Here is a 21,821-nt window from a genome sequence, read left to right as displayed (position 1 = left end):
AGGGTTGAGCCATACTGAGCAAGGCTACTGTTTCCAGTTGATGTACAAGTTAATTTCCAAAAAAGAGAGCCTTATCGAAGGCATGCATTTTTTAACGTTTTCAGTTTGCGATAAAAAACGTTAATATGAGCCGAATTAACTGTCTGTAGCGTTATCCCTATTCTGGAGAATTTCCTTTGATCAACGTCCTTCTTGTTGATGACCACGAACTGGTGCGCGCAGGGATACGACGCATTCTTGAAGATATTAAAGGTATAAAAGTTGCTGGCGAGGCCTGCTGCGGTGAAGACGCCGTAAAATGGTGCCGGACGAATACTGCTGATGTCGTCCTGATGGACATGAACATGCCCGGTATCGGCGGCCTGGAAGCAACGCGTAAAATCGCGCGCGCCTGGGTCGATACCAAAGTGATCATGCTGACGGTTCACACTGAAAACCCCCTTCCTGCAAAAGTCATGCAGGCGGGCGCCGCGGGCTACCTGAGCAAAGGTGCCGCTCCGCAGGAAGTTGTCAACGCTATCCGGTCTGTCTATTCCGGACAGCGCTATATTGCTTCCGATATCGCGCAGCAAATGGCGCTCAGCCAGATTGAGCCAGAAAAGACCGAATCACCGTTTGCCAGTTTGTCTGAGCGCGAATTGCAGATTATGCTGATGATTACCAAAGGCCAGAAGGTGAATGAGATCTCTGAGCAGCTTAATCTCAGCCCGAAAACGGTGAACAGCTACCGCTACCGAATGTTCAGTAAACTGAACATCCATGGCGATGTCGAACTCACTCACCTGGCCATCCGTCATGGTCTGTGCAATGCCGAGACCCTAATTAGTCAGTGAGTGAAGTGTTTGAATCCAGTGCTTTCCTGAAAACCGTCACCAGCCAGCCAGGCGTCTACCGGATGTACGACGCAGGCGGGACGGTTATCTATGTCGGAAAAGCGAAAGATCTTAAAAAGCGTCTTTCCAGCTACTTCCGCAGCAATCTTGCCTCCCGCAAAACAGAAGCGCTGGTCGCTCAGATCCAGCAGATTGACGTCACTGTGACCCACACAGAGACCGAAGCGCTGTTGCTGGAGCATAACTACATCAAGCTGTATCAGCCGCGTTACAACGTGCTGCTGCGCGATGACAAATCCTACCCGTTTATTTTCCTGAGTGGCGATACCCATCCGCGCCTCGCTAGCCATCGCGGGGCCAAGCACGCGAAAGGCGAGTACTTCGGCCCGTTCCCTAACGGCTACGCGGTGCGGGAAACCCTGGCGCTGCTGCAGAAGATCTTCCCGATTCGCCAGTGTGAAAACAGCGTCTATCGCAACCGTTCTCGCCCCTGCCTGCAGTATCAGATAGGTCGGTGCCTCGGGCCGTGCGTCGAAGGGCTGGTCAGCGAAGAGGAGTACGCTCAACAGGTGGAATATGTGCGCCTGTTCCTGGCCGGTAAAGACGACCAGGTGCTGAATCAGCTTATCGCCCGCATGGAGAAGGCCAGCCAGGCGCTGAACTTTGAAGAGGCGGCGCGGATCCGCGATCAGATCCAGGCCGTGCGACGGGTAACGGAAAAACAGTTCGTCTCCAATAACGGCGACGACCTGGACGTGATTGGCGTGTCGTTCGATGCGGGCATGGCCTGCGTGCATGTGCTCTTTATCCGTCAGGGTAAGGTCCTGGGCAGCCGCAGTTATTTCCCGAAAGTGCCGGGTGGTACGGAGCTGGGCGAAGTGGTGGAGACCTTTGTCGGGCAGTTCTATCTCCAGGGCAGCCAGATGCGAACGGTGCCGTCTGAGATTCTGCTCGATTTTAATCTGAGCGATAAAACCCTGCTGGCAGATTCGCTGTCGGAGCTGGCTGGGCGTCGGGTAAATGTGCAGACCAAACCGCGCGGCGATCGTGCCCGCTACCTGAAACTGGCGCGCACCAATGCCGCAACGGCGTTGACCACCAAACTGTCACAGCAGTCGACCGTTCATCAGCGTCTTGTTGCGCTGGCGACGGTGCTCAAACTGCCGGAGGTGAAACGCATGGAGTGTTTCGATATCAGCCACACGATGGGGGAGCAGACCGTGGCCTCCTGCGTGGTGTTCGACGCGAACGGCCCGCTGCGTGCGGAATACCGGCGCTACAACATTACTGATATCACCCCCGGGGATGATTACGCCGCCATGAATCAGGTGCTGCGCCGTCGCTACGGTAAAGCTATCGAAGGAAGTAAGATCCCGGACGTTATCCTGATTGACGGTGGTAAAGGCCAGCTCGCCCAGGCAAAATCGGTGTTTGCCGAACTGGACGTGACCTGGGACAAGCATCATCCGCTGTTGTTAGGCGTGGCAAAAGGTACCGATCGTAAAGCCGGCCTGGAAACCCTGTTCCTGGAGCCGGAAGGGGAGGGCTTTAGCCTGCCGCCGGACTCGCCTGCGTTACATGTGATCCAGCATATTCGCGATGAGTCGCACGATCATGCTATTAGCGGCCACCGCAAAAAACGGGCAAAAGTGAAAAACACCAGTACGCTGGAAACGATCGAAGGGGTCGGGCCAAAACGTCGCCAGATGTTGCTGAAATATATGGGCGGTTTGCAAGGATTACTCAACGCCAGCGTCGAGGAAATTGCAAAAGTGCCAGGTATTTCGCAAGGGCTGGCAGAAAAGATCTACTACTCGTTGAAACATTGAGGGCTCTGTAGCAACATAGGGCTAATAATTACTGACAACAAACAGTTACCGTCACTATGCGATTAAATATCCCTACGTTGCTGACGCTCTTCCGCGTCGTGCTCATTCCTTTCTTTGTACTGGCGTTTTATCTGCCCTTTGTCTGGGCTCCTTTCGCATGTGCGCTTATCTTTTTCATTGCGGCAGTCACTGACTGGTTTGACGGTTATCTTGCTCGTCGCTGGAACCAGAGCACCCGTTTCGGCGCCTTCCTCGACCCGGTGGCGGACAAGGTGATGGTGGCCATCGCAATGGTGCTGGTGGTTGAGCACTATCACAGCTGGTGGGTCACCCTGCCTGCGGCGACCATGATTGCCCGTGAAATTATCATCTCTGCCCTGCGAGAGTGGATGGCGGAACTGGGTAAACGCAGCAGCGTGGCGGTCTCCTGGATTGGCAAGGTCAAAACTACCGCGCAGATGGCGGCACTGGTGTGGATGCTGTGGCGTCCAAACGAGTGGGTAGAGTGGGCCGGTATTGGCCTGTTTATGGTCGCCGCAGTGCTGACCCTGTGGTCAATGTTGCAATATTTGAACGCCGCACGGGGCGATTTGCTTGATCAGTGATCGTTTCGACGTAATTTTCAGCAAACGATCTGTTGGGGTGAAAATTAACGTTGACTCAAAACGTCAGGTAAGTAGAATGCAACGCATCGAACGACGGCACGGTCCGTTAGTCGATAGCAAAATCAAGTGATTAGCGTAATGACTTGATAAATGCGGGAATAGCTCAGTTGGTAGAGCACGACCTTGCCAAGGTCGGGGTCGCGAGTTCGAGTCTCGTTTCCCGCTCCAAATTTAAGACATACGCAATAGCGGGTGTCAGTCGCAAGACAAAAGATTTAAGGCGCGTTAGCAAAGCGGTTATGTAGCGGATTGCAAATCCGTCTAGTCCGGTTCGACTCCGGAACGCGCCTCCACTTTCTTCCCGAGGCCGGATGGTGGAATCGGTAGACACAAGGGATTTAAAATCCCTCGGCGTTCGCGCTGTGTGGGTTCAAGTCCCACTCCGGCTACCATGGGAAAGACAAGAATAATCAAAGCAATAAGCAGTGTCGTGAAACCGCCCCGCAAGGCGGTTTTTTTATTACATTTGCTTCATTTCAGAAGAGCTATCCCACGTCTTTTCCTGGACAAATACGCAGTTAGCCATATGAGCCCTGAAGTCATTGCAATTGCAATGATATAAAGGATTAAGGTGTACCAGTCGTACCATTTGGTTTCGATAACAAAGCCGTACTTTTCCTCATACCAGTCAAAAATAGCTTCATCAGGCATGAAGAAACACATAACACTATAAATGACTGACACGGTCAGTAGTTCTGTAAGCCATATCCATACATAGGTAATGGGTTTCATCAATACACCTGTATTATTCCAAAGGCTTTTAGTTGTGCCGTAATCATCATGGCGGGAGAACGATACAAAGCGAACATAAGTATCCGATAATCAGCATGGTTTGGTAATGTAATGCAGCCATCGCTGTTTCCTGAACTGCCAGCAGGGTGCAAACGAAAGTGGCCTCTTTCCACTTCATTTATGAAGGTAGTGTCATCAATAAGACTGTCCTCCCGGTACAAAGCAAACCAAAGGTCGCGATCGGATCCGCTTCTTAGCCCTTTTATTGCATCATCCCATCGGGAAAGTAATCCGCCCGTCGGTCTGGTAACGATGTAGTATTTACCTGGAGGAAGAGGACCTCTTTTTGGTTTCGCAACTGAATCGGGATTGTTTCTGTGAAATCCTTTATTACCTGAGTAAGCAGGAAAAAAACCAATCCCCGGGCAGTTCAGCGTTGATAACTGGCCGCCGTTAAGATGAAACGTACATTGAATCATCTTTCGTTCCAGGCATCAGAGAACTGGACGTTGCCGTCACAATATTTCCAGGTGATTTTCTCGTATCGAAGGGATACATTTTCTAAATGATTGTGCTTTTCTGTCATCGGGTTTTTGATGTCAAGCATATGAGGGGCAGAACTGACGACCTTGACATTTTCTAGCAACATATTGAAGTATTCAACTTCCATACCGGCATCATTTATCCGATACCATTTAAATTCCGCGCTTTTTAATGTCTGACCTTTTGCTATCGCTTTGTAGATGTAGGGACTAGCGGAATCAAATTCTTTTTGAAAGCTAAGAGGGCTGTGAACGCGCGTTCCGGTAATTTTTCCTGTGAGATTATCTGTAGGAAGATGCAGTCCGTGCCCAAAAGCGAGAATTTCAATACTACCTTCCCGATCTTTTACATCTACTGACCCCTTGATATGAGCGCCGCCATCATCTTTAAGCCATAAGTACGCCGGTATAGCCATTGTGAAAACTCCGTTTATTAGTTAAGGCTCATTGCCGTCAAACAATAAACCAACAACTTACGAAAATTTCCAGTCAATTAATGCCATAGGTGGTGTGAATAAGTTATTGTTATTTATATAAAAAATAAAGTTTTCTTGATGTGCTTGCTATAGGGGCACTTTGATTTTCGGTTCAACTTACCGACAATAATCGAGAGTTAAGGACTATCTGTATTGCCATAAAATACCGCCAGCCATACCGTCGGCTCCCCGGGATCGGTCCACTCCACCCGGTGCCGACATTGCGCGGGGATGTGCAGAGAATCCCCCGCATACAAAACCCTGACCTCATCTTCTTCTTCGAATTTCACGCCTGCCGAGCCGCGCAGCACCACCACCCATTCGTTTTCTGCCTGGCAGTACCAGAAACCGGGCGGGCTGGCCTGGCCGGTGGAGAGGATCCGCTCGATTTTGAGCCCCGGTGCCGCGAGCAGCGCGTCAAAGATTTCCGCTTCGTTATGCGCACCCGCTTCGGGAAGCTGTGAAAAGAGATTTAACGCCATCTGGTGGCCTCCACGGGTAGTCAGGGTTTGCCAAACAGACGCGAGAGCCGCGCCCCTTTCAGGAAGATAAACGCTAACAGCAATCCGCCCCACAGGGCCATGGTGATGTAGCTGCTTACCCCCAGAATGTTCAGGCCGCTCTCCAGCATCTGCAATAAAACAAGCGCCATCACCATGCCAAAGACCTTACCAAAGCCCCCATCCGGGTTCACCCCGCCGAGAACCGCCGCCAGAATCGACACCAGCAGATAAGACTCACCGTAGGAGGCCTTGGCCGAGTTGAGTTTCGACATCATCAGCAGGGCGGCAATCACGCACAGGACTGAAGAGAGCACATAGACCCAGATAAGGGTTTTACGGGTGTTGATCCCGGAGTAGTGGGTCGCCTGTTCGTTAGAGCCGATCAGGTAGAGGGTTCGCCCGAAGGCGGATTTTTCAAGGATCACCCACAGCGCGACGACCACCGCCAGAAAGACCAGCAGCGGCAGCGGGATACCGAGAACATTGGTGCTGTTAATGACCAGAATGTAATCCGGGAAGTTAGAGATCGCCGAGCCTTTGGAGATCAGGATATTAATGCCCTTCAGCAGGGTCATGATGCCAAGGGTGGCTAATATCGGCGAAACTCGCACTACGGCGATCAAAAATCCGATTACCGAGCCAATAACCAGCGCCATAGCTAAACCGGCCGCGAGAACCAGCAGCAGGCTGCTGAAGGTCGGGGGATAGTGGGTGGCGACCCAAGCCATCACCAGCCCGCAGGCGTTCATGGTGGCGATGATTGACAGGTTTATCCCCCCGGTGAGGATAGTCACCGCCATCGCAAGGGCCAGCACGCCGAGGATCGGCATCTGTGAGGCGATGGACTGGAAGTTAGCTGACGACCAGAACACCGAAGGAATAAGGAAGCTGAATGTAATAACGACCGCGGCGATGAGCACGGTCAGGTATATCTCGACGCGATCCTGGGTTTTATTGGTACTCATACGACGACTCCCTGACCTTTGCGCTGACTCCATGCCGTCATGCTGATACTGGTGACGATCACGACACCGGTGACCACCGTATGCCAGTACGAGGAGATCCCTAACAAATTTAGGCCGTTCTGTAATACGGCCAGTAAAATGACCCCCAGCAGGGTGCCGAGCAAGGTGCCGCGTCCGCCGACGATGCTGGTGCCGCCTAACACCACGGCGGCAAGCACCGTCAGCTCATAGCCCAGCAGGGAGTCGGGCGCAACGGTTAAGACGGTGGCGGATTGCACCACGCCTGCCACCCCGGACATCAGCCCCATGTAGCCATAAACAAACAGCTGCATTTTAAAGATGCCAAATCCCATCCGGGAGGCCGCCTCGCGATTTCCGCCCATGGCGTAAATCATCCGTCCGGCGCTGGTTTTATTCATGATAAAGCCGGTTAACGCCACCACGACTAAAAGGGTGATGATCGGCAGGCTCAGGCCGTAGTCGTAGCCGTCTGCGGCGGTGAATTTGAACAGCATCACTCCCTGTTCAAACCACTCAGGGTAGCTGTACAGCCAGACTCCTTTGGTCAGGTAGAGCAGCAGGCCGTAAAAAATATTGAGGGTAGAAATAGTAATAATGATGGAAGGCACGTTAAGGCGATTAACCAGCGTGGCGTTAATCAATCCGAGCAGCAGCCCCAGCCCGCCGGAGAGCGCAAAAGCGATGGCAAAGTTGCCGGTAGTGCCCTGAATCAGGGTGACCATCACGTACTGGGAGATGATGGTCATGGCCGGAAAGGAGATATCGATCCCGCCGGAAATCAGCACAATAAAAAGGCCGCAGGCCAGAATGGTGAGCATGGCGTAGTTGTTGATCAGGTCGTAGATATTGCCGAGCGTCAGAAAATCGCTGCTGGCAAACGACAGATAGCCGCCAATAACGATGATGGTCAGGCCCAAAAACAGCTCATGGGTTTTCACCCCAAATGTATTAACCATTCACCACCTCCGCCAGCGCCGCTTCCGAGGTCTTTTCCGGCAGGATTTCTGCCACGATCTCACCCTTGCGCATGACTAAAATGCGGTGGCTGTTAAAGAACGCCTCATCGATCTCATCGGTGATCATCAGCACCGCAATCCCCTGGCGGGAAAGGGCGGAGATGATTTGATAGATCCCCGCTTTGTTAGCGATGTCGACCCCGACGGTGGGGGAGTCCAGGATCAGGACCTTTGGATTGATCGCCAGCCATTTGGCAATCGCCACGCGCTGGGCGTTGCCCCCGGAGAGGGTATTGACGGGCAGATCCACGCTGCCAATTTTAATGCTCAGCTGCTCAACTAAATCGGTGACGATGCGGTCCGCTCTGGATCTGTCTAACAATCTGAACGGCGTTTTCAGGCGTCGGAGAACGGTGGAGATAATATTGTCATTGATCGACTGGTCCATCACCAGGCCGGTACTCATCCGATCTTCAGAGACATAGCCGATACCGGCATTGATCGCATCCCGGTTGCTGGCGAAATGCACTGCTTTGCCTTCCAGCAGTATCTCCCCGGCATCGGGTTGCGTAAGCCCGAACAGGCTCAGGCACAGCTCTGTCCTGCCCGCGCCCAGCAGCCCGGTGATGGCCAGGATCTCCCCCTGATGGAGCTTAAAAGAGATGTCTTTATACTGGTGCTGTTTAGTGAGGTTTTTGACCGTCAGCGCCACCTCGCCCAATTTTTCTATCGGCGGCAGCACCGCATACGAAAATTCTTTCCCGGTCATCAGATAAGCCAGTTTTTTATTATTGATCTCGCTGGCAGGGAAGGTGCCCACCAGAGTGCCATTTTTCAGCACGCTGATACGGTCGGAGATAGAGAGCACTTCATCCAGACGGTGGCTGACAAACACGACGCAGATGTTCCTCTTCTTTAAATCGCCGATCACCCGCAGGAGTCCTTTTACCTCCTGCATGGTGAGCGAGGCGGTGGGCTCATCCATAATAATCAGCCTGGCTTCCTGGGCCAGCGCCCGGCAGATCGCCACAATCTGGCGCTGGGCAATGGGCAGGGACTCCACGTTCGCATCCAGATCCAGTTCCGCTTCAATGCTTTTCACGGTGAGCGCGGCGATGCGCCGGATCTCTTTCTTATTCACCAGCAGATTGCGGTGATGCTGGTGGATACCGATGTTCTCCGCCACGGTGAGATTGGGGAACAGAGAGAGATCCTGATAGATAACCTGGATCCCGGCTTTGACCGAGTCGATGGGGGAAAGATGCGACCAGCTTTTACCGTCGATCACGATTTCAAACCCGGGATCGGGTTTATAGACGCCGGAAATAATTTTAATCAGCGTCGATTTGCCACAGCCGTTCTGCCCGGCCAGACAGTGAACCTCCCCGGGAAATAACGTCAAAGCGATATTATCCAGCGCTTTCACACCGTAGAACGTTTTGCTGATATGACCCAGTGAAATAAACGGCTCCATGACTACCTCTTTTGGGCTCAGACGGCACGCCCTGAGAGCAGGGCGTGCAGAACCAACGGATTAATACAGGCTGTCGATATTCTCTTTGGTCACGCGCAGGACTTTATGGAACTTAATGATGCGTTTTTCGCTATCCACATCGGCTTTGCCGAGGTTCGGGATATCCAGGCCCTGAGTAATCTCTTCCCCTTTCAGGACTTTGTCGGCGACGGCGGTAATGGCGTAACCCGCGGAGGCCGGGTCGTAGGTGATGCCCATGGCGATATCACCGCTTTTGATCAGCGAAGCGGCCTGGGACGGGATCATCATGCCGTACACGAAGACTTTGCCTTTCGCACGTTTCTCTTTCACCGCGCGACCCGCGCCAATTGGCCCCTGGGAGCCAAAGGAGACAATCCCTTTCATGTCCGGGTGGGCTTTCATCAGATCGATGGTGGTGCGGCGGGCATCGTCGATATTCTCGGCCACCGGCATACGGCTGGTGACTTCATGCATATCCGGGTAGTGCTCTTTCTGGTATTTCACGAACAAATCCGCCCACAGGTTATGTTGTGGCACGGTCAGGCTGCCAACGTAAATAACATAGCCCCCTTTACCGCCCATGGCTTTTGCCATCTCTTCAACGTTGTCGGCGGCAAATTTTTCGTTATCAATAATTTCGACATCCCAGTTTGCGCTGGGTTGACCGGGGGATTCATTGGTTAACACCACAATGCCGGCCTCGCGCGCCTTTTTGAATACCGGCTCGAGGACATCGGCATCATTTGGCACAATCCCGATCGCTGAAACTTTTTTCGCGATTAAGTCCTCAATAATTTTGACCTGCTGTGGGGCGTCGGTGCTGGAAGGGCCTACCTGAGAGGCTTTAATGCCGAGATCTTTACCTGCCTGGGTAACACCTTCTCCCATGCGATTAAACCAGGGCATGCCATCAATCTTTGAAATATTGACCACTTCAATTTCTTTCGCCATTGCGGAAGTGGAAAAGACCATCAATCCGAGCAAACCAGCCGACAATAATTTTGTTAAGCACATTTTACTCATCTCATACCTCTGAATGGTGGTGAAAATAAATGATAGTGATAACGTTGTTTCGCTGTTTGACATACCCGTGTGCATTTTTAATATTAGGTGAAATAACGCATTCCCTCACCGACTTTACCCCCGAAAATACTATGGGAAATAGCGCCTTAACGCTGCGGCCTTAAAGAATTAACAGTAGGGTTTTCATATTTATAATGTTATGGAACTACTGGCTTATGGCATGGACTATTATGCCAATGCTCTGATTTGAGATTCCCGTCACCTATTAAGATCGGTGTGTCGTCTGTCAGCGGCGCGTCGGCCCTCGCATTTTTCCCTGCAATTTTTACGGATAACAGCCCCTTTTTTTGACTTCAGGCCTGTACAACAGGGGCTGAAAAGCGCCTAATACCGTCTCAAAAATTTCTTTCATTCACAGTTAACAGGTCTGTTATTGATGAATAAACCCCATCGCTTCGCGCCAGTGCCTGTCTTCTGTGATGTTCCTCTGTGCTTGCGGCCCGTGTCGCCGACGCCAGACTCATTTTCAAGGGACAGATAGCCATGCAGCGTCGACAATTTCTTAAAAATAGCGTTCTTCTCTCTGCCGCAGGTTTAGTGGGCCCGGCCGTGGCCAGCCAGACGGTGAAAACCAACGTAGCACCCGCCGCCCCGGTAATGCGCCGCCGTTTTGTCTTATCACAAACCTATAAGCTGGCACCGCCGCAGGGCTCCAGCGGCGTGGTCAAACTCTGGATCCCGCTCCCGGTAGATACCGCCTTTCAGCAGATGACCGGGCTGTCGTTTACCGGCAACTACCAGCAGGCGTTCGTCACCACCAACAATACTTACGGTGCGAAAACCCTGTTTGCGACCTGGCCGAAAAGCGAAGGCGATCTGCTGCTTAAGCTCGATCTGGAGATCGAAACCGCAGACTGGGAGCCGCTGAAGCACGATGCGCTGAAAAACTGGCAGGCGCCGGAGCAAATTGTTTACCCGCTGGCGGTGAAGCCGTATCTGCTGCCAACGACGCACACCCCGGTGGATGGCCTGGTGCGCGAAACGGCGGAAAAAATTACCGCAGGCGAGACCGATCCGCTCAAGAAAGCGCGCCTGATCTACGAATGGGTCAGCAGCCATATGGAGCGCGATAACGACGTGATTGGCTGCGGCACCGGCGATGTAGCGACCATTCTGCAAAGCGGCAAGCTCAGCGGCAAATGCACCGACATCAGCTCGGTGTTTGTCGCCCTGGCGCGTGCCAGCGGTATCCCGGCGCGGGAGCTGTTCGGTATCCGTCTGGGCAGAGCCAACAAGCTGGAACGCTACTCTGCCAGCGCCTTCGGCAAAGCCGACAGCGCGGGCGTGGCGGACGTCAGCGGCGGGCAGCACTGTCGGGCGGAGTTTTATCTGGCAGGTTACGGCTGGCTGCCGTGCGACCCGGCGGACGTCACCAAGATGCGTCTGGCGGAGAAAAAAGCCCATCAGGATCCCGATGTGCAGGCGGTAAACACTTATCTGTTTGGCAACTGGGAGATGAACTGGGTGGGCTTCAACTACGGGCGCGATTTTGAACTGTACCCGGCGACAGAGCAGGGCGCAGTCAATAACTTTGGCTACCCGTATGCCGAAGTGGACGGCGACCCGCTCAATTTCTACGATCCAAAGGTGTTCGCGTACAACTATGTCTCAACCGAACAACGCTAAGGGGGCAGGCCTTACCCTGCTGACGGCAGCTGCGGCTGCCGTTACCGCCGGGCTGTGCTGCGTCGGGCCGCTGCTGTATCTGCTGTTTGGCATCTCGGCGGCCGGTTTTGCCGGGCTCAGCCAGCTCGAGTTCCTGCGAGTTCCCATGATCCTGCTCTCCCTGGGGCTGATGCTGCGGGTGTTCTGGCGGCTCTATTTTTCTAAACGGCTGTGGTGTACCGGACGCTTAACCCTGGGGCAGATGCGTTTCCTGTTCTGGCTTTCGCTGCCGGTGCTGCTGCTGGTACTGTTCTATCCCACGGTGGTGGCCTGGGTTTATGAGGTGATGGAATGAAACGACTGTTGATTAGCGCATGTTTACTGCTGCCGCTGTTTGCCCACGCCGCAAATCAAAAGGTGGTGCTGGATGTGCAGGGCATGACCTGTCCGTTGTGCGTCATTTCGGTCAACCAGGCGCTGCGTGAAACGGAAGGGGTAGTGAAGGCAAAAGCCTCATTAAAAACCCGCCAGACTGAAGTTATCGTCGCAGAAGGTTTCCCGACGGAGACATTATTAAAGGCGGTGGCGAAAACAGGTTATTCAGCCAAGCTAAATCATATTGAAAAGCTGTAAATATAATGCCAATGCATTATGGCTTAATTTTTATAGAGTGTATTCCAGCCTTTCCCGTGAATGCGGGAAAGGTGTATTACCACACAATTATGTATAAATTATGATGATACGGCTTCAGTTTTATAAATATATTGTTTCGAAACGTTGATCTTCCCGCCCGCGCACTCTATCTTTTGATAAGTTTCTCCATACTGCGATCCATTTTTATCCATATATCGCCTTTCCCGGCGGTTTGTTGATCCTTGTCGTTAGCGTTTCGCTGCGACAAACTGCGGATTACGATAAATATGAATATAACAGCCAGCAAATATACCCTGTGGATCCGCGATATTACGATTAATCCCTGGATCGCCTTTTATTATCTGCAGTCGGTGCTGATAAACTATTCTTTCGGCTATTCATTCAGCCCAGTCTATTCGGTGGCATTTTGCTGCGTGCTGTTAGTACTGTGGCGAATAACTCCCCGCCTGCAGAAAGGGGTTATTGCCCTCTGTAGTCTGCTGGCCGCCCTGTACTTTCCTTTTCAACAAGCCTATGGTGCGCCTAATTTCAATACGCTTTTAGCATTACATTCCACTAATTTTAATGAGTCCGTCGAGATCCTGACGATATTCCCGTGGCACAGCTACCTGGTGTCATTTGTTATTCTGGCATTAGGCGTGATTGCGCTGCGGCGTAAAATTATCCCCAAACAGGCTTTACGCCGTTTAGATATGCTGTATCTGGTTTTCGCCATCCTCTGTTTCTTTATGACTCCCCTTAAAAACCTGGTGTACTGGGGGAACTTCACCCTGATGGACGTGGGCTATCCGGTATTCCGCTTCGTGAAGGACGTGGTGATCAACAACCGGGAAGTGGTCACGGAAAAAGCCCATATGCTGGAACTGGCCAAAATGAAGGACAACTGGACCGTGCTGGGGGTAAAGCCCCGCTACCAGAACTACGTGGTGGTGATCGGCGAAAGCGCGCGCCGGGATGCGCTGGGCGCCTTTGGCGGGCAGTGGAATAACACCCCCTTTGCGAGCTCCGTGAAGGGAACACTGTTTACCGATTTCGTCTCCTCCAGCGCCTCCACGCAAACCTCTCTCGGGCACTCCCTGAGCCGGGTCAGCGGTGATACCCCGGAGTATCAGAACAACTTTGTCACCCTGGCGAATCGCGCCGGATTCCAGACCTGGTGGTTCTCCAATCAGGGGCAGATTGGCGAGTACGATACGGCCATTGCCAGTATTGCCAAGCGGGCCGATGACGTGCAGTTTCTCAGAAAGGGTTACTACGAAGATGAAAACAATCCCCGGGATGAAGCCTTATTGCAGATGACGCAGCAGGTGCTTGCAGCTCCGCGCAAGGAGACCCGGCTGATCGTTTTGCATCTGATGGGCTCCCACCCGCAGGCCTGTGAACGCACCCAGGGCAAATACGCCGAGTTCGTGCAGTCGAAAGAGACCTCCTGCTATATCTACAGCATCACCCAGACCGACGCCCTGTTAAAGCAGCTTTATCAGCAGCTGCAAAACACCGGCGAAACTTTCTCGATGGTCTACTTCTCCGATCACGGTCTCACCTATAAAGCCCGCCTGACCGGGGGGCAATATATGGCCCACGGTGATGCTTACCAGCAAAACTATCAGGTACCGTTTATGATCATGTCGAGCGACGATACAGAACACCGGCTGATCAACGCCCGGCGTTCCGCCAATGATTTCCTCGATTTCTTCTCGGCGTGGACCGGGATCCAGACGAAAGAGCTGACGCCGTCCTACCCGTTTGTCTCGGAGCAGGATGCGGGCAAATCCTGGGTGACCAACTTTAAGCTGCAAAAAGTGGACTACGACCAGCTGCCGGACGATCTCCATCCGTAGCGGGCCAGCCCCGCATAACGGTTACACGCCCCCCAGATAGGCTTTTCTGACATCCTGATTGCCCAGCAGCTCTTCGCCGCTGCCGCTCAGGCGGATCTGCCCGTTGACCATCACATAGCCGCGGTCGGAGAGCTTAAGGGCGTGGTGCGCGTTCTGCTCCACGAGAAAAATCGTCATCCCGTTGCGCGCCAGCTCCCGCAGGGTCTGGAAAATCTGTTTCACCACGATGGGCGCGAGGCCCAGGCTCGGCTCATCCAGCAGTAATAATTTGGGCCGGCTCATCAGGGCACGGGCTATGGCCAGCATCTGCTGCTCGCCGCCGGACATGGTCATCGCCCGCTGCTTGCGCCGCTCCTTCAGGCGAGGAAACAGGTCGAACATCGTCTGCAGATCCTCCGCCGCATACTGATTGCCGATGGGGATGGTGCCCATCAGCAGATTCTCTTCGACGGTCATATCCGGGAAGATGCGCCGTCCTTCCGGGGCCTGGGCAATGCCGCCCGACGCCACATAGTGGGTCGATTTATGGCTGATGTCATCGCCGCAAAAGAGGATCTGCCCGTTACGTACCCGCGGCTGGCCGAAAATCGACATCAGCAACGTCGATTTTCCGGCCCCGTTGGCACCGATCAGCGCCACGGTCTCGCCGGGATGCACCTGAAGGGAGACCTGCTTCAGGGCCTGGATCACCCCGTAGTAAACGTCCACCTGACGAAACTCCAGCATTGCCTCACTCATACGCTGACCTCGCTCTCATCGGTGCCCAGATAGGCGGCAATGACTTTTTCGTCGTGCTGGATCTGCTCCGGTTTCCCCTGGGCAATCACATCCCCATGGTCGAGCACGATAATGTGATCGGAGATCTCCATTACCATCCCCATATCATGCTCAATCAGCAGCACCGTGATGTCGTGGTGATCCCGCAGATAGCGAATGATGTTGCTCAGGGTGTGCGTCTCCACCGGGTTCAGCCCGGCGGCGGGCTCGTCGAGACAGATCATCTCCGGCCCGGTGCACATGGCGCGGGCGATTTCGAGCCGCCGCTGCTGGCCGTAGGACATCTCGCCCGCGAGCCGGTTAGCGCAGTCCACCAGGTCCACCACCTCCAGCCAGTAGAAAGCCCTGTCCAGGGCGTCGCTTTCCGCCTTGCGGTATGCAGGCGTATTCAGCACCCCAGCCAGCAGGTTGCGGTTCACCCGCATATGCTGGGCCACCAGCAGGTTCTCCACCACCGACATCTCGCGGAACAGGCGGATATTCTGAAAGGTACGCGCCAGCCCGGCGCGGTTCACCAGGTGAGTGCCGCCAAACATTTTGTAGAACAACCGCTGGCCGAACTGCGCCGGATTGATCCAGTCCCCCGGCTGGAATTTTTGCCCGAGGACCTGCATAACGTTGGTGGTTTTGCTCCGGGTATTGAACAGAATATTGCCCCCGGAAGCCCGGTAAAAACCGGTCAGGCAGTTGAAGACCGTGGTTTTACCCGCGCCGTTCGGTCCGATCAGGGCGGTGATCGAGCCGCGCTGGACTTCAAGGTTAACGTCGTTTAACGCCCTGATGCCGCCAAAGTGCATCATCAGATGCTCAACGCTTAAGATGGTCCCGTTCATGGCGCCACGCCCTTACGCACCGCAAAGCCGGTGCGGTTGATGCGGATCAGCCCGCGCGGTCGCCAGATCATCATCACCACCATCAGGACGCCAAACAGCAGCACGCGGTACTCGGCAAAGGTACGCAACAGTTCCGGGGTGACGGTCAGGACAAAGGCCGCCAGCACCACCCCGACGGTGGAGCCCATCCCGCCCAACACCACGATGGCGAGGATCAGGGCCGACTCAAAAAAGGTGAACGAGGTGGGGTTTACGAATCCCTGATAGGTGGCGAAGAACACTCCGGCAATCCCGGCGGTAGAAGCCCCGAGGGTAAAAGCCGAGAGCTTCACCAGCACATGGTTAAGCCCCATGGAGCGGCAGGCGATCTCGTCTTCGCGCAGGGCTTCCCAGGCGCGACCGATGGGCATCCGCGTCAGGCGGTGCTTGATGTAGAGCACCAGCAGCACCACCAGCAGCAGAATGGCGTAGATAAAGATGAATTTCAGGTTCGGGTTAAACGTCAGGTTGAAGAACTCATGGAACGGCACGCCGCCATCTTTCGCCCGACGACCAAACTCCAGCCCGAACAGGGTGGGGGGCGGGGCGGAGATACCGTTCGGCCCGCCGGTAAAGGTCAGCCAGTTGTTCAGCACCAGGCGGATGATCTCCCCAAAGCCGAGGGTCACAATCGCCAGATAATCGCCGTGCATTCGCAGCACCGGGAAGCCCAGCAAGGCCCCGGCGGCGGCGGCCATCAGCGCCGCCAGCGGCAGCATGGTCCAGAAGCCGAGCCCCAGATACTGATAGCCCAGCGCCAGCCCGTAGGCGCCAATGGCGTAAAAGGCGACATAGCCCAGATCCAGCAGCCCCGCGAGGCCGACCACGATGTTCAGCCCGAGCCCGAGCAGAACGTAGATCAACCCGAGGATCGCCACCGTCAGCACGTATTTGGTGGCGACAAACGGGAAGCAGACCGCCAGGGTAACGATCAGCGGCAGGATCCAGCGCATCCGGCTTTTGTACTCCGGCGGGCGGACGTACACCCCCGAGTTATCGTTATCGAAACGCGCCAGCACGCGTCTGCCCGGCGCGGTCATTAAGAAGGCGCTGAGTAAAAAACGCCCGGTCATCACCGTGGCGATGATCCACACCAGCCGCCGCCCTTCGAAGTTAAAGCTGTAGCCATCCAGCACCACGCCCGCCACCGGGCCAAAGATAATCAGCGCGACCATCCCGGCAAAAATGGCATCGAGGATGCAGCGTTTGAGTGAAAACCCGTCGTGCGCCACGGGCTGCGAAACGATCTGTGACGTCATTTTGCTTCCCTCATACTTTGGCCACGACAGGGCGGCCAAGCAGTCCCTGAGGACGGAAAATAAGGATCACCACCAGCAATCCAAAGGAGAACACATCTTTATAATCGGAGTTCACCATCCCGGAGAACTGCGCCTCGGCAATGCCAAGGATAAGTCCCCCTAACATGGCGCCCGGCAGGGAGCCGATCCCCCCGAGCACGGCGGCGGTAAAGGCTTTAATGCCGATGATAAACCCGGCGTAAAAATCAAAGGTGCCGTAGTTCATGGTGATCAGCACCCCCGCCAGTCCGGCCATCGCCGCGCCGATCACGAACACCAGGGAGATGATCCGGTCGGTATTGATGCCCAGAATCGACGCCATCTTGCGGTCCTGCTGCACCGCGCGGCACATCCGCCCTAAACGGGTGTTGCTGATTATCCAGGTGAGCACCAGCATGCCGGTGAACGAGGCGATAAGAATAAAGACCTTGGTGTAGGTGATCTGCACAAAGCCTTCGCCAATGTGGAAGCGCAGCACGCCGTCCAGCATGGTAGGCACCCCTTGCTGGCGCGGACCCTGGCTGATCTGGGCGTAGTTTTGCAGGATCAGTGACATGCCGATGGCGGAGATAAGCGGGGCCAGACGCGTGGAGTTACGCAGTGGCTTATAGGCGATGCGCTCGATGGTCCAGCCGTATACCCCCGTCACCACGATGGTAAAGACCAGCGTGCCGAGGATCAGCAGCGGGAAAGATTCCAGCCCGAAGAAGGAGAGGAGCGCCAGGCCGATAGCGCAGAGGTAGGCGGAGATCATATACACTTCGCCGTGGGCGAAGTTAATCATGCCGATAATGCCGTATACCATGGTGTAGCCGATGGCTATCAATCCGTAGACGGAGCCCAGCGTTAAGCCATTGATTAACTGCTGCAGAAAGAAAGTTTCCATCATCGCGCGCTCGTGTTTCAGGCCGCGGGGGAGGCGGCCCGTTGGTTATAGTGCGTCGGTATGTCGCCATACCGACGTTGAGCGTGATTCCGTCCGGTTACTGCACTTCCTTATATTTACCTTTGTCGTCCCACTGGTACACCACGTAGTCGGAGACTTTCAGGTCGCCTTTGCTGTCCCAGGATTTTTTGCCCATCACGGTATCCACCGAATTGGCCTTCAGCCATTCGCTGGCTTTGGCCGGGTCGGCGCCGCCGGCGGCTTTAAAGGCCGCAGCAATGGCCTGGATAGAGGCGTAGGAGTAGAGGGTATAGCCTTCCGGCTCAAACTTGCTGGCGCGGAACTTCTCAATCACCGCTTTGCCTTCCGGGATCAGGCGTGGATCTTTGCCGAAGGTCATATAGATGCCGTTGGTGTACTGCGCGCCACCGGCGGCGGTGACCATCTCTTCGTTGACGATGCAGTCCCCGGAGAAGAATTTCGCCTGCACCCCCTGCTCACGCATCTGACGCACCAGCGGACCCGCTTCCGGGTGACAACCGCCGAAGAAGACCACGTCCGGCTTCTGGGCGCCAATTTTGGTCACCAGGGCGTTAAAGTCTTTTTCACCGCGCGACAGCCCTTCGTACATCACATCCTTAACGCCGCGTTTCGCCAGCGCCGCTTTGGTGGCATCCGCCAGACCCTGGCCGTAGGTGTCTTTATCGTGGATGATCACCACCCGTTTGGCTTTCAGCTTATCAATAATGAAATCGCTGGCGACCTGGCCCTGCTGGTCGTCGCGTCCGCACATGCGGAACATGTCGCTCATGCCGCGCTCGGTGATCTGCGGGTTCGTGGAGCCTGGGGTGATAGCCAGCACGCCCGCGTCGTTATAAACCTCGGAGGCCGGCATGGTGGAGGAGGAGCAGAAGTGGCCGACCACGGCTTTGACTTTATCCTGGTCCACCAGACGGTTGGCGACCGAGACGGCCTGTTTCGGTTCACAGGCGTCATCTCCCTGCACCAGTTTGATCTTCTCGCCATTAATGCCGCCCGCGGCGTTGATGTCTTCCGCAGCCTGCGTTGCGCCGTGCCAGTACTGATCCCCGTACGTTGCGTTCGGCCCGGTAAAGGGACCCGCCACGCCAATCACGATATCAGCCTGGGCGGAAAACGCCGTGACCAGGCAGCCTGCCATTACAAGAGAAAGAGGACTTCTGATGAATTTCAGCGACATTATTATGTACCTTTTCTGAGTGGTTTTTTGCACGAACCCTGTGTAGCCGAACGCCCTGCGGCGTACCCAATCCAAAAGCATTGCACTAAACGGACTGCACTATATGGACGACAAACTGCAGAAACAGGCGAGGTTTTCTGACGCATCTCCTCGACAGAACAACGTTAAGCAAAATGGTTGCCAGAACGGGCAGCTATTGCCATGTTTGGACAATTTTCAGTATAGAGCGCCGTTTTAAGCCACCCGGCAGCACGAAGTGAAATTCCAGCGGGGATCACATCTCATTAACAACAAAGCACATAAGTTGTGCAACGGTCACGATTTGCGCCGTTTTGCACCAGCATAGCTCGTGCAATTAGCAGGGGAAGGCACGGTTTCTGTGTTACCCTGCACGCAAATCTATTCTGCAGGAGAAGCACCATGACCCAAGGCCCGTTAAACGAAACCGAAATGGAGTGGCTGGAAGAGACCTTAATGACCTACGGTCATGACGACGAGTCCGTTATGGACGTCTCAGAACTCGACGGCATGCTGACCGCGGTACTGTCTGGCCCGATGGTGGTTGAGCCGGATCGCTGGCTGGTGGCGGTATGGGGCGGAGAGAAAAACATTCCGCGCTGGAAGAACGATCGCGAGATGAACCGCTTTATCGATCTCTGCTTTAAGCATATGAACGATATCGCCGAGCGCCTGAGCGACTACCCGGATCAGTTTGAACCGATGTTCGGCATGAACGATGTCGAGGGGCAAACCTATACCGTGGTGGAAGAGTGGTGCTTCGGCTATATGCGCGGCGTGGCGCTGACCGACTGGTCGCCCCTGCCGGAGTCCCTGCGCGCCGATCTGGATCTGATTGCGCTGCACGGTTCCGAAGAGAACTTTGATCGTCTGGATACCTTAACCGAAGAGGAGTTCCAGCAGAGCATTGAGGGCATTCGCCCGGCAGCGCTGCGCCTCTATAACTACTGGATTGCCAACCCGCAAGAGCCGGTCGCTCAGCAGCCGGTGATCAACGGTACCAAAGTAGGGCGCAACGACCCTTGTCCGTGCGGCAGCGGCAAAAAATTCAAGAACTGCTGTCTGCATTAACAGCGCCCATTTCTGCCGGGTGGCGCTTCGCTTACCCGGCCTACAAAACCCTTCGTAGGCCCGCGCAAGCGAAGCGCCGCCGGGCATTAATGCGCTTTATCCCACTTCCGGCAACAGACCCGCCGCAATCCCGAACTGCACGAGGATTATCACGATCCCGCAGGCAAAGACCAGACAGAGCGCAGGCTTACCGCCCGGCACCCGGTAGTCGCCGTCAGGGTGGTGTTTACGGCTTTGCCAGACCAGCAGCGATGGCAACAGCAGTGCCAGTACCGCCAGCGCAACCCCCGCATAGCCCAACGCCATCACAAACCCGCGGGGATAGAACAGAGCAAAGGCCAGCGGCGGCAGGAAGGTGATCGCCCCGGTCTGGATGCGTCCGCTCACCGTCCGGCTGCGCTGGAACAGGTCTGCCAGATAATCAAACAGACCCAGCGCCACGCCGAGGAAGGAAGTCGCCAGCGCGAGGTCGGCAAACAGATGCACCGCCAGCTCAACGTGCGGCGACGCAACCACTTCACGCAGGGCCTGCAGCAGCCCGTTAAGCCCGCTGTGGCTGGCCAGCATCCCCATAAAGCTCGACGAGTTAATGCTGCCGAGCGTCACCATCTGCCAGAAGATGTAGGCCACCAGCGGAATGGCGCTGCCGGTAATAAAGATCCAGCGCAGCTTACGCACGTTGCCGTTCATATAGCTGACGATGCTCGGCACGCTACCGTGGAAACCAAACGAGGTAAAAATCACCGGAATAGCCGATAGCGCTAACCCTTTCTCCAGCGGCAGCGTCAGTAAGTTGACCTTATGAATGTGCGGCGCAAGCAGCGCCAGCATCACCACGAGGAAAATAATTTTTGCCGAGAACAGGAAGCGGTTAAACAGATCCACCAGCGAGGTGCCGACGCAGACCACGCCCCCGCCAATCAGGGTAAAGAAGATCACGCCGGTAGAAGGGGAGATATCGGCGCTGAACCAGTCGTTGACGCTGGAGGCGATCAGCTCCCCGGCTCCGCTGATATAGGCCGCGGTGAGGGCATACATCAGGAACATCATGCTGAAGCCGGTGATCCACTGGCCGAATCGCCCCAGATAACGCCCGGCAAGCGTCCCCAGCCCGGTGTCGGCGGGAACGTGCTGATACACCTCAAGCAGCAGCAGGGCGGTATAACACATCAGCGCCCACAGTACGCCCAGTAACACCAGCGTAACGCCAAATCCGACGCCCGCAGCAGCCAGCGGCATCGCCAACATTCCGGCACCAATCGTCGTTCCGGCGACGATAAAAATACTACCCAGCGTTCTGTTCTTCACGTTTTCCTCTAAAACCCAACGTCACGACGACAAAATCTGCGGCGCAGAGTAAGGGAAAAGCGCAGGTTCGTCAAACCGACGTTACAATGCCTGTAAAGTTATTTTTACGAGTTAAATCAGGCGCGGCGGCGATGAAATCTGAACGCGATAACTGCGCCAGCGCAAGGGGAGT

At 54.9% G+C, this 21,821-nt stretch carries 22 protein-coding genes and 3 tRNA genes; 11 read left to right on the top strand and 14 right to left on the bottom strand.

The window, feature by feature from the left end; genetic code table 11:
- The first annotated feature begins 176 nt into the window (after positions 1-176).
- From uvrY to FFB58_RS06455, 6 genes are all read left to right on the top strand, one after another.
- A complete protein-coding gene (uvrY, locus tag FFB58_RS06480; RefSeq protein WP_039030889.1) occupies positions 177-833 on the top strand; it encodes a UvrY/SirA/GacA family response regulator transcription factor in 657 nt (218 codons plus the stop codon).
- Positions 830-2,662: an excinuclease ABC subunit UvrC gene (gene uvrC / locus FFB58_RS06475; protein WP_039030888.1), complete on the top strand. Its 1,833-nt coding sequence runs from the start codon at positions 830-832 to the stop codon at positions 2,660-2,662. Before uvrY ends, uvrC begins: the two co-directional genes overlap by 4 nt.
- Positions 2,663-2,718: 56 nt before the next feature.
- On the top strand, positions 2,719-3,267 hold the full coding sequence (gene pgsA, locus FFB58_RS06470) for a CDP-diacylglycerol--glycerol-3-phosphate 3-phosphatidyltransferase (protein WP_138369386.1): 549 nt from the start codon (positions 2,719-2,721) through the stop codon (positions 3,265-3,267).
- 152 nt (positions 3,268-3,419) lie between these two features.
- Positions 3,420-3,495, top strand: a tRNA-Gly gene (locus FFB58_RS06465).
- Positions 3,496-3,546: 51 nt separating this feature from the next.
- Positions 3,547-3,620, top strand: a tRNA-Cys gene (locus FFB58_RS06460).
- A 12-nt stretch (positions 3,621-3,632) separates the two neighbouring features.
- Positions 3,633-3,719 (top strand) — tRNA-Leu (locus FFB58_RS06455).
- A 79-nt stretch (positions 3,720-3,798) separates the two neighbouring features.
- Here the strand turns inward: FFB58_RS06455 and FFB58_RS06450 are convergent.
- The 8 genes from FFB58_RS06450 to FFB58_RS06415 all read right to left on the bottom strand — a co-directional run bounded on the left by FFB58_RS06450 (position 3,799) and on the right by FFB58_RS06415 (position 10,040).
- Positions 3,799-4,059: a hypothetical protein gene (locus FFB58_RS06450; RefSeq protein WP_138369385.1), complete on the bottom strand. Its 261-nt coding sequence runs from the start codon at positions 4,057-4,059 to the stop codon at positions 3,799-3,801.
- Complete coding sequence (locus FFB58_RS06445; protein ID WP_072036697.1) at positions 4,059-4,538, bottom strand: DUF2778 domain-containing protein; 480 nt, start codon at positions 4,536-4,538, stop codon at positions 4,059-4,061. The genes FFB58_RS06450 and FFB58_RS06445 overlap by 1 nt, the downstream gene beginning before the upstream one ends.
- Positions 4,535-5,017, bottom strand: coding sequence for an Hcp family type VI secretion system effector (locus FFB58_RS06440; protein ID WP_039030886.1), 483 nt, complete (start codon positions 5,015-5,017; stop codon positions 4,535-4,537). The genes FFB58_RS06445 and FFB58_RS06440 overlap by 4 nt, the downstream gene beginning before the upstream one ends.
- A gap of 197 nt (positions 5,018-5,214) precedes the next feature.
- Positions 5,215-5,559: a cupin domain-containing protein gene (locus tag FFB58_RS06435; protein ID WP_138369384.1), complete on the bottom strand. Its 345-nt coding sequence runs from the start codon at positions 5,557-5,559 to the stop codon at positions 5,215-5,217.
- Between the two features lie 20 nt (positions 5,560-5,579).
- On the bottom strand, positions 5,580-6,545 hold the full coding sequence (locus tag FFB58_RS06430; protein WP_138369383.1) for an ABC transporter permease: 966 nt from the start codon (positions 6,543-6,545) through the stop codon (positions 5,580-5,582).
- Positions 6,542-7,522, bottom strand: a complete 981-nt coding sequence (locus FFB58_RS06425) for an ABC transporter permease (protein ID WP_138369382.1) — start codon at positions 7,520-7,522, stop codon at positions 6,542-6,544. The genes FFB58_RS06430 and FFB58_RS06425 overlap by 4 nt, the downstream gene beginning before the upstream one ends.
- The gene (locus FFB58_RS06420) at positions 7,515-8,996 is read right to left on the bottom strand and encodes a sugar ABC transporter ATP-binding protein (protein ID WP_039030882.1); all 1,482 of its coding nucleotides are present in this window, start codon (positions 8,994-8,996) and stop codon (positions 7,515-7,517) included. Before FFB58_RS06420 ends, FFB58_RS06425 begins: the two co-directional genes overlap by 8 nt.
- A gap of 60 nt (positions 8,997-9,056) precedes the next feature.
- Entirely contained in the window at positions 9,057-10,040 is a 984-nt protein-coding gene (locus FFB58_RS06415; RefSeq protein WP_039030881.1) for an autoinducer 2 ABC transporter substrate-binding protein, read from the bottom strand.
- Between the two features lie 543 nt (positions 10,041-10,583).
- Between FFB58_RS06415 and FFB58_RS06410 the strand changes: the two genes are divergently transcribed.
- The 4 genes from FFB58_RS06410 to FFB58_RS06395 all read left to right on the top strand — a co-directional run bounded on the left by FFB58_RS06410 (position 10,584) and on the right by FFB58_RS06395 (position 14,200).
- On the top strand, positions 10,584-11,726 hold the full coding sequence (locus tag FFB58_RS06410; protein ID WP_138369381.1) for a transglutaminase family protein: 1,143 nt from the start codon (positions 10,584-10,586) through the stop codon (positions 11,724-11,726).
- Positions 11,704-12,060 (top strand): mercuric transporter MerT family protein, encoded by a 357-nt coding sequence (locus tag FFB58_RS06405; protein ID WP_039030879.1) that lies wholly within the window; start codon positions 11,704-11,706, stop codon positions 12,058-12,060. Before FFB58_RS06410 ends, FFB58_RS06405 begins: the two co-directional genes overlap by 23 nt.
- Positions 12,057-12,338 (top strand): heavy metal-associated domain-containing protein, encoded by a 282-nt coding sequence (locus FFB58_RS06400; RefSeq protein WP_138369380.1) that lies wholly within the window; start codon positions 12,057-12,059, stop codon positions 12,336-12,338. The genes FFB58_RS06405 and FFB58_RS06400 overlap by 4 nt, the downstream gene beginning before the upstream one ends.
- Before the next feature lie 287 nt (positions 12,339-12,625).
- Positions 12,626-14,200 carry a sulfatase-like hydrolase/transferase gene (locus tag FFB58_RS06395; RefSeq protein WP_138369379.1) on the top strand — a complete coding sequence of 525 codons (1,575 nt, stop codon included), beginning with the start codon at positions 12,626-12,628 and terminating at the stop codon, positions 14,198-14,200.
- A 21-nt stretch (positions 14,201-14,221) separates the two neighbouring features.
- Here FFB58_RS06395 and FFB58_RS06390 read toward each other — a convergent pair whose 3' ends face one another.
- The 5 genes from FFB58_RS06390 to FFB58_RS06370 all read right to left on the bottom strand — a co-directional run bounded on the left by FFB58_RS06390 (position 14,222) and on the right by FFB58_RS06370 (position 19,252).
- Complete coding sequence (locus FFB58_RS06390; protein ID WP_039030876.1) at positions 14,222-14,938, bottom strand: ABC transporter ATP-binding protein; 717 nt, start codon at positions 14,936-14,938, stop codon at positions 14,222-14,224.
- Positions 14,935-15,810, bottom strand: a complete 876-nt coding sequence (locus FFB58_RS06385) for an ATP-binding cassette domain-containing protein (protein WP_138369378.1) — start codon at positions 15,808-15,810, stop codon at positions 14,935-14,937. Before FFB58_RS06385 ends, FFB58_RS06390 begins: the two co-directional genes overlap by 4 nt.
- Positions 15,807-17,108, bottom strand: a complete 1,302-nt coding sequence (livM, locus tag FFB58_RS06380) for a high-affinity branched-chain amino acid ABC transporter permease LivM (RefSeq protein WP_171029936.1) — start codon at positions 17,106-17,108, stop codon at positions 15,807-15,809. The genes FFB58_RS06385 and livM overlap by 4 nt, the downstream gene beginning before the upstream one ends.
- A 10-nt stretch (positions 17,109-17,118) precedes the next feature.
- On the bottom strand, positions 17,119-18,033 hold the full coding sequence (locus FFB58_RS06375) for a branched-chain amino acid ABC transporter permease (RefSeq protein WP_039030925.1): 915 nt from the start codon (positions 18,031-18,033) through the stop codon (positions 17,119-17,121).
- A 97-nt stretch (positions 18,034-18,130) separates the two neighbouring features.
- Positions 18,131-19,252 carry a branched-chain amino acid ABC transporter substrate-binding protein gene (locus FFB58_RS06370; protein ID WP_138369377.1) on the bottom strand — a complete coding sequence of 374 codons (1,122 nt, stop codon included), beginning with the start codon at positions 19,250-19,252 and terminating at the stop codon, positions 18,131-18,133.
- Positions 19,253-19,672: 420 nt separating this feature from the next.
- Here FFB58_RS06370 and FFB58_RS06365 point away from each other — a divergent pair, with 420 nt between their 5' ends.
- Positions 19,673-20,341, top strand: coding sequence for a YecA family protein (locus tag FFB58_RS06365; protein ID WP_138369376.1), 669 nt, complete (start codon positions 19,673-19,675; stop codon positions 20,339-20,341).
- 96 nt (positions 20,342-20,437) lie between these two features.
- On the opposite strand, the gene tyrP is transcribed toward FFB58_RS06365, so the two are convergent.
- Positions 20,438-21,649 carry a tyrosine transporter TyrP gene (gene tyrP, locus FFB58_RS06360; RefSeq protein WP_138369375.1) on the bottom strand — a complete coding sequence of 404 codons (1,212 nt, stop codon included), beginning with the start codon at positions 21,647-21,649 and terminating at the stop codon, positions 20,438-20,440.
- Positions 21,650-21,821 lie beyond the last annotated feature (172 nt).

This window comes from Enterobacter sp. MF024 (genome assembly GCF_005843915.1).
Lineage (GTDB): Bacteria > Pseudomonadota > Gammaproteobacteria > Enterobacterales > Enterobacteriaceae > Enterobacter > Enterobacter barmai.
The sequence above is the reverse complement of the archived record's forward strand: the minus strand, read 5'-3'. Positions and strand labels throughout refer to the sequence as shown.